Source organism: Boudabousia marimammalium (assembly GCF_001936115.1).
GTDB classification, from domain to species: Bacteria; Actinomycetota; Actinomycetes; order Actinomycetales; family Actinomycetaceae; genus Boudabousia; species Boudabousia marimammalium.
The window spans coordinates 224594-232145 of the sequence record NZ_MPDM01000004.1 but is presented as its reverse complement, the minus strand read 5'-3'; the positions used below and the strand labels follow the sequence as shown (position 1 = coordinate 232145).

5 protein-coding genes are annotated in these 7552 nt (G+C 52.2%); 4 read left to right on the top strand and 1 reads right to left on the bottom strand.

The annotated features are described in order from the left end of the window. The first annotated feature begins 339 nt into the window (after window positions 1-339). From feoB to BM477_RS05255, 3 genes are all read left to right on the top strand, one after another. A complete protein-coding gene (feoB, locus tag BM477_RS05270; protein ID WP_075361610.1) occupies window positions 340-2346 on the top strand; it encodes a ferrous iron transporter B in 2007 nt (668 codons plus the stop codon). Between the two features lie 182 nt (window positions 2347-2528). Next, a complete protein-coding gene (locus BM477_RS05260; protein ID WP_245792878.1) occupies window positions 2529-2894 on the top strand; it encodes a ferrous iron transport protein A in 366 nt (121 codons plus the stop codon). Between the two features lie 176 nt (window positions 2895-3070). After that, window positions 3071-4432: a threonine/serine exporter family protein gene (locus BM477_RS05255; RefSeq protein ID WP_075361608.1), complete on the top strand. Its 1362-nt coding sequence runs from the start codon at window positions 3071-3073 to the stop codon at window positions 4430-4432. 113 nt (window positions 4433-4545) lie between these two features. Here BM477_RS05255 and BM477_RS05250 read toward each other — a convergent pair whose 3' ends face one another. Then, entirely contained in the window at window positions 4546-6141 is a 1596-nt protein-coding gene (locus BM477_RS05250; protein WP_075361607.1) for an aspartate:alanine exchanger family transporter, read from the bottom strand. Window positions 6142-6396: 255 nt separating this feature from the next. Here BM477_RS05250 and BM477_RS05245 point away from each other — a divergent pair, with 255 nt between their 5' ends. Then, window positions 6397-7539: a branched-chain amino acid aminotransferase gene (locus BM477_RS05245; RefSeq protein WP_075361606.1), complete on the top strand. Its 1143-nt coding sequence runs from the start codon at window positions 6397-6399 to the stop codon at window positions 7537-7539. Window positions 7540-7552: the final 13 nt, after the last annotated feature.

The following is a 7552-nucleotide window of genomic DNA, read 5'->3' as shown; positions in this document are numbered from 1 at the left end:
TGGTACTGCACTCGCTAGGGTGTGGGAGAGTAAGACGCCGCCACATTAAACATAAGAAAACAGTTTTTAGGGGATAAACACGAACAACACCGTGTTTATCCCCTAAAACAATTCCCCACCCACCGCCACAGATAAGGTGAGTACTCAAGCGGTTAAATCAGCAAACTCTCCTGCCGTTAATTCCTTGAACACAGACGGTGACAGCAACACCGACAACCCTCGAGCCCCCCCCCACCAACGAAAATTTGTTTGATTAGGGCAACGTTGCCTAATTAGGGCAGGGTTTCCTAAGTGTGATGTATAGTAGATACATTCGTTTTCTGCTAGCGAAAGCACATTATGAGAATTTTATTAGCTGGGAATCCCAATAGCGGGAAAACAACCATGTTCAACGCTTTGACTGGGCAGCACGCCAAGGTTGGAAACTGGGGTGGAGTCACTGTTGGTGAGTTCCAAGCTCCAGTCAAAGAATCCTACTCCTCCGGTCGCGATATCAGTCTCGTTGATTTGCCCGGCGCCTACTCAATGTCCCCATTCTCTCCCGAAGAGTCGGTCACCTCTGAACATATCCGCAATACGCACTCGGATGTCATAATCAATATCATTGACTCCACCAGCATTGCCCGTAGCCTATTTTTTACCAGCCAACTGCTCGAACTGGGAGTGCCCGTTGTAGTCGCCCTCAACAAAAGCGACATGGCTGAAAACGAACAGATCCGGATCGACAAAGGATTACTTTCTCAACGCCTAGGTTGCCCGGTAATCGCGACAGTATCTACGGAAAACCAAAGTTCGGGTTTAGCTCAAGTTATTCAAACCGCAGTCTCTCTAGCTGGCGGTCATCAGATTCCACCCTATCGGCAAGGCGCAGTGGATTTAACAAACAAGGACGCAGTGGACCGCGCGGACCATCAGCGCTACAAATTCGTCAACGATGTTGTTAACGATGTCGAACTACGTGAGGTGCGCGCTAACGAAAAAACTTTCCAAGACAGTGTCGATGAGATACTGACGAATAGATTTATTGGTATCAGCGTCTTCGCGGCCATTATGTTTGGCGTCTTTTCCATATCTCAAACCTATCTTGGTCCCTATATTGCAGATTGGCTGGTTGGGTGGATCGAATCATTCCAAGAATGGGTCAGCGGACAACTACAAGACAGCCCGCCACTACTCTCCACAGTCATTGCTGATGGCATTATCGGCGGAGTGGGCGCTGTCATCGGATTCTTGCCGCTAGTGATGGTGATGTATTTTCTCATTGCCCTACTCGAAGAATCAGGTTATATGGCCCGCGTGAGTGCAGTTCTCGACCCACTCTTCAAACGGGTGGGACTATCTGGAAAATCAGTTATCCCGATTGTTATCTCCACCGGGTGTGCAGTACCAGGAATTATGAGCGCTAGAACGATTCGTGACGATCGCGAACGGCGGGCAACAGCTATGCTTGCTTCCTTCGTTCCGTGTGGGGCAAAAATTCCCGTCATTGCACTCTTTTCTGGTGCTTTCTTCGGCGGCGCAGCCTGGGTGAGTTGGGTCAGCTATTTCCTCGGACTGTTCCTTATCTTCTCCGGTGCCTTCGTGGTCAAAATGGTTACTGGATTCCAATATCGGCAGTCGTTCTTCATCATGGAATTTCCCCGCTTTCGAGCCCCCAGTCTCACCCACGCAACCACCTCGATGTTTGAACGTGCAAAAGCATATATCATCAAAGCTGCAACAATTATTTTACTATGCAACTTGGTCGTTCACGTCATGCAATCGTTTAATTGGCAGTTCGAACTGGTCGCTGAAGAGATGCAAGACACTTCAATTCTGGCTTCAATTGCCTCTCCCATCGCTTTCCTCTTTATTCCGCTTGGATTTGGTACTTGGCAACTAGCTGCCGCCGCAGTAACTGGTTTTATTGCCAAAGAAAACGTGGTCGGGACTATTGCCGTGGTCTATGGACTAACAGCTTTTATTGACACTGATGAATTAGCGATGGTCGGAGGTGCAAACGATGTTGCCAACGTGATGGGGCTGACCTCTGTGAGCGCTTTGTCCTATCTTTTCTTCAATCTGTATACTCCACCATGCTTTGCTGCAATCGGAGCAATGAACTCTGAAATACGTCATAAAGGATGGCTCTTGAGCGCGGTTGGTCTACAAGTAAGTACTGGCTATATCGTTGCCTTTACAACATATCAACTTGGCTCATTGCTTATCGAGGGACAGCTGGGGGACGGGTTCATTCCCGGGCTAATTGTCATTCTCAGTTTAGTGGCGGTATCCGTTGCTCTAGGGCAACGCACTCGGGCAAACTTTACCCGTCAATATGAACTCGCGGTCGCTCCCGCGGTGTGAACAGCCGTCGTTAAAATATGTTAAAGAATACGAGGAACCGATGACTTTTTCAACGCTTATCGCACTCATAGCTGTTATCTCACTGGTCGGATGGGCGATCTGGTATGTCGTCAAAGAAAAGCGTAAGGGGACCGTATGTATCGGGTGCCCGGTGGCAGGAAGCTGCTCAAAAGTCGATCTGTGTGAGACCTCCACGACCACCCCAGATGGTCGAATCTATCTTCCTATCACGCCAGTTCCACCTCAGAAACACCAGTGAAGCTATGATGTTTTTCTCCTCAGTAAAAAAGGAATCTACGACACCGGTCTCTCCAGATCAGCGTCAAGGCGATAAACTGGCTCTCCTTGAAGCGGAAGTCGGCCGACCTTATACGGTAAAAGAAATTTCTACTGGTGACGCAGCAATGGATAGTTTTTTGATGCGGCTCGGCTGTTATGTGGGTGAAACAGTTACCCTAATGTCGAAAAAGAAGAAGTCGTGCATTGTGGTGATTAAAGGGGGACGCTACTCCCTCGATAACGTACTCGCCCAAGCAATTTTTGTTTAGCGTAACCCTCGCTAATTATTGTCGCAAGACACTCCAGTTCATTCACCACAGCAGGTGCTCTTAGTCCCACAAACACCCTTTCCCTACAGATTCCAGCATTTTCTGAATGTGGTAAACACTGCAAAGCGCATGATAGCTTTGGCATCTCGGTTTCAGACATGACAAACTAAGCCATTGTGAATAAAGAGATACTAAATCCCGAGGAACATCCGTTTTTAGCTGAGCATCCCGATATCGCTCAAATGAACCCGCATGAGCGTCTAGCCGAGCAATCCGGAGTTGTCCTGCGCTTCGGGCGTCTGTTGCTCTCTGCAGGCGCTAGCTCTTACCGCGTGAAAAGCTCAATGGCCCGGATGGCTCGCGCTGTCGGCATTGAAGAACACCGCGCATCTGTAAGCTTCTCAGACATCGCGACCTCTGCTTACGCCAATGGCACTTTCCGCACCGAACTGTACGAAAACCGGGTATTCGGTGTTAATGCCAACCGGATTGATAAGCTTAAGCAGCTCTCTCATGAACTCCGCGTTGATCAAAGCGTCGAGGAGCTCAACCAGCGCTTGGACGAGATTGAAAACGAAGGCCCCCTCTACGGGCCCGTAGCTAACGCCCTCGCCTCCGGTATCGCCTGCGCCGGATTCTGCTTCCTCAACCAAGGTGGCTTCGTTGAGTGCGGTGCTGTACTCTTCGCTGCCACGATGGGTCAGGCCCTACGGCGTCTGGTGCTGCACCGTCATTTCAACCATTTTGCGGTTTGGTTGCTCTGTGGCATCCTCGCCTCCAGCCTGTACATCGGTGTAGTCGAGATGCTCGAACTGGTAGGGTTGACCACTGCTGACATCCACCAGGCAGGTATTATCTCCGCAATCCTTTTCCTGATCCCCGGTTTCCCGATGGTTACAGCCATCCTCGACCTCGTGCGGATGGACTTCCCCTCCACGCTAACGCGTACCAGTTACGTAGTAGCCGTCATGGCTTCAGCTGGTGTTGCGGTGTGGGCGGTAACCTACGCCTTCGGCTGGAACGTTCACATGATGCTTCCTTACCACCTACCGTGGCCCCTATTGATTACCCTGCGTTTCCTCTGCTCCTTCATCGCCGCATGGGGCTTCGCAATCCTCTTCAACACGCCCTGGAAGGTCTGTGCGGTTGCCGCTACCATCGGTGCCAGCGTTAACACTCTTCGCACCATTGCGGTTGATAGCGGGTTCCCCTGGCACGCGGCCGTGGGTCTAGCTGCCTTCACCATTGGTTTGCTGGCCGCTGCCGTGGCAGCCCGCACCTACTATTCGCGTGTTTCACTTTCTGTTCCCGCAGTTGTCATCATGATTCCTGGCGTCCCCTTCTACCAGGCGGTCACCAACATGAACAACGGGCTGGTCCTGGAAGCCATGAGCCACGTTGTTCAGGTCCTCTTTGTGATTACCGCGATTGGTTTCGGCTTAGCGGTCGCCCGCATGGTTACTGACACCCGCTGGATTGTTGACCAGCCGACTTCTCGCGTTCCTGAGCTCAACCCTTCACGTCACTACATCCGCTGAGGCGGGAAGAGGGTCGAGGGCGTCTCAAAGCGCCGACGGTAAATCTCCAAACAAATAAGTTAGCCGCCAGAAGGACTGTCCTTCTGGCGGCTAACTTATTTTCAGGCTCCTAACTAGAGAGCACCCAGCAGCTGTGCAGTCAAAATCTTCAGCACCATAGCTACCGGATAAACCATGGCGTAACCTAAAGCCACACGCGGGTCCGCGCCGGTGCGTTCGTTGGCAAAAGCCAAGACTGCGGGCTGAGTTTGAGTACCGCCAATCGCGCCAGATAGGCGAGTGCCACCCATTTTGAAGACCATACGCATGCCGGCAAACAGGATGCCGCCCACAGCGGTAGTAATCAAGAAGCCCAAGATTGCCATCTTCCACCAGACGCCACCCTCGAAAGCGTTCGCGATTTGGCCGCCTGCGTTAGTGCCAGCTTGCGCCAAGAAAATCAGCAGACCAAACTCAGAAAGCACCATGCAGGTCGTGTAAGGGAGAGCTGTAACCATGGGGCCAACCCGGCCAAGTCGGCCAAAAATCAAGCCCACAATCAAAGTGCCTGCAGCGGAACCAATGGAGAAGGTAGCTCCCGTCGGAGTGAAGATAGGTAGTTCGCCAATCAAAATACCAACGGCCATGCCGATACCAAGAGCCACCGGGTTCAAAGAAGTCAACCCGCGAGAAGAATCACCAAAGTACGCACTCAAAGCATCCATCTTGGCGCGCGGCGCAACCACGCGAACACGGTCGCCCAGCTGCAAGCGCAGACGTGAATTCGCTACCACATCAATATCGCCACGGCGAACACGTGAGACCATAGCGCCGAACTCGTCATTCAAGTTCAGCTCACCTAGTTTGCGTCCGGCCAGCTTCGGGTTAGAAACCGTGATGCGGCGGAAATCCAGCCACTGACGATCAATCGTCAAAGAAAGAGAAGAGTCATGGCCCAAACGCTCAGTAATCAAATCAATGTCGGCCTCCGGGCCGACAATCGTGAGTAGATCATTGTGGCGAAGTTTGTCGAACATTCCAGGGCGGAAAATTGGTCCAGTTTCGCCGCGACGCAAACGGGAGAAAGAAACCCTGCCGGAGACCAGCTCATGGTATTGCTCCAAGACTGGCTCATCCGTGCGTTCAATCCGGATAGTGCGGTTCACAATCGGGGTGGGCTTATCCTTATCTCCCTTAGCTAAACGTAGCGCTAAGGAGACATAAATCAGCATACCGATAACGCCCCACAGGTAGCTGATCGAGTAACCCACTGTCGCATTAGCAGGATCCCCCGAAGACTTTCCAGCCGCGGCTAAAGCCGGGGTGTTATTTGTGGCGCCGGCGAAGACGCCAGCAAACTCAGCGGCGCTCAAATCGAAAATATAACGACCCACCCCAAAAGCAATGGCGGCACCGGTGCCTAAGGCCACTACCATGACCAGGATAGGGCCGCCGGAGGTGCGCAGAGTGTTGAAGAAGTTCGGGCCAGAATAGATACCGATTGCGAAGGTAAAGATAGCTAGACCGAAGATGCCGATTTCGTGCGGCACACGAATATGAATACCATAGACTTCACCCCATGCGGAGAGGGCGATAGCGATGAACAGCACCGCGGCAGCACCAAGGTTCACCCCCTTCACCTTGATGTGTCCGAATGCCATGCCAATTCCGATAAGCAGGAAAAGGACTAGGACCGGGCCAGCCGCTAGGAAGTTGAACAAAGCGCTCATTATTTGAACCTCAGGACTATACAGCAAAACGTCTGAACAATTGTCTCATGAAACACATTTTTTATTCGTCTGGATAATCTCGTTAGACAAGCCAGAGTTGCTTTTGATATCGAAACCTGTAAAAAATCGGACGATAGGCCTAGGCTACCGGCGGGTTTTCTTAATCTTCCTCGATAGACTAAAATATATCCAGCACTTTACTAATGTATCTGACTGAAGGGTTTTCAGGCAGGTCATTTTCTGGAAAGGAAGACTATGTCTGAAAGTTCGCTCTCCGCCCTCGAACAAGCAGCCGCTAAGCCCCTGCCGTCCTCCGGTAAGCTGGCGGGTCGTTTCCCGCTTTATGCCCACCCCTCGCCTTCTAGCGATCAGGAAGTTGCGCAGGTTCTGAAAAAGCTCCAATTTGGTACTGCTTTCGGTGATTTTATGTCTGCCGCTACCTACACCGAAGATGAAGGCTGGCACCGTCAGGGCACAATTCCTTACGGCCCTCTCTCCCTCGACCCTGCCGCCGCTGTCTTGCATTACTCGCAAGAAATCTTCGAAGGACTGAAAGCATACCGGCATGCGGATAACTCCATTTGGGCTTTCCGCCCCAACTACAATGCGGCCCGTTTCCAAGCTAGCGCCCGCCGCCTAGTGATGCCGGAGATGCCCACTGAACTATTCGTTGCTTCCTTGATTGATGTGGTTCGCGCTGACACCCGCTGGGTGCCCGACTTGAAAGGGTCCGCACTTTACCTGCGCCCCTTCATGTTCGCTTCAGAAGGTTTCCTTGGGGTGAGGCCCGCAGTAGAGTACACCTACTTGTGCATTACCTCCCCGGTTGGCCCCTACTTTAAGAGCGGCTTCCAGCCGGTCAGCATTTGGGTTACCAAGCAGTACCATCGTGCCATGCCCGGCGGGACCGGAGCCGCAAAGACCGGCGGGAACTATGCGGCTGGCCTGATTGCGCAACAAGATGCGAAGGAACGGGGTTTCCAGCAGGTCTGCTTCCTCGATTCCGTGCAGGGTGAGTTCTTAGAAGAACTGGGAGGCATGAACGTTTTCGCAGTCAGCAAGGATGGTTCCGTGCGGACGCCGCGTCTCACCGGCACGATTCTCGAGGGCGGCACCCGCCTGTCCATTATTCAGCTGCTGCGCGACCAGGGCCGCGAAGTTATCGAAACAGATATTTCCATTAACCAGTTGGTTTCTGATATCAAGAGCGGGGAAGTAGTAGAGATGTTCGTCTGTGGTACTGCCGCGGTAGTCACCCCGATTGGGCATCTGGCCGGCGAGAACTTTGATGTCACACTTGATAACTCCGCGCTCACTGAACAGGTTTATGACCACTTGACCGGAATCCAGTACGGCACAATCGAAGACACCCATAACTGGATGTACCGCCTAGCTTAATCCGCTTGGCTTT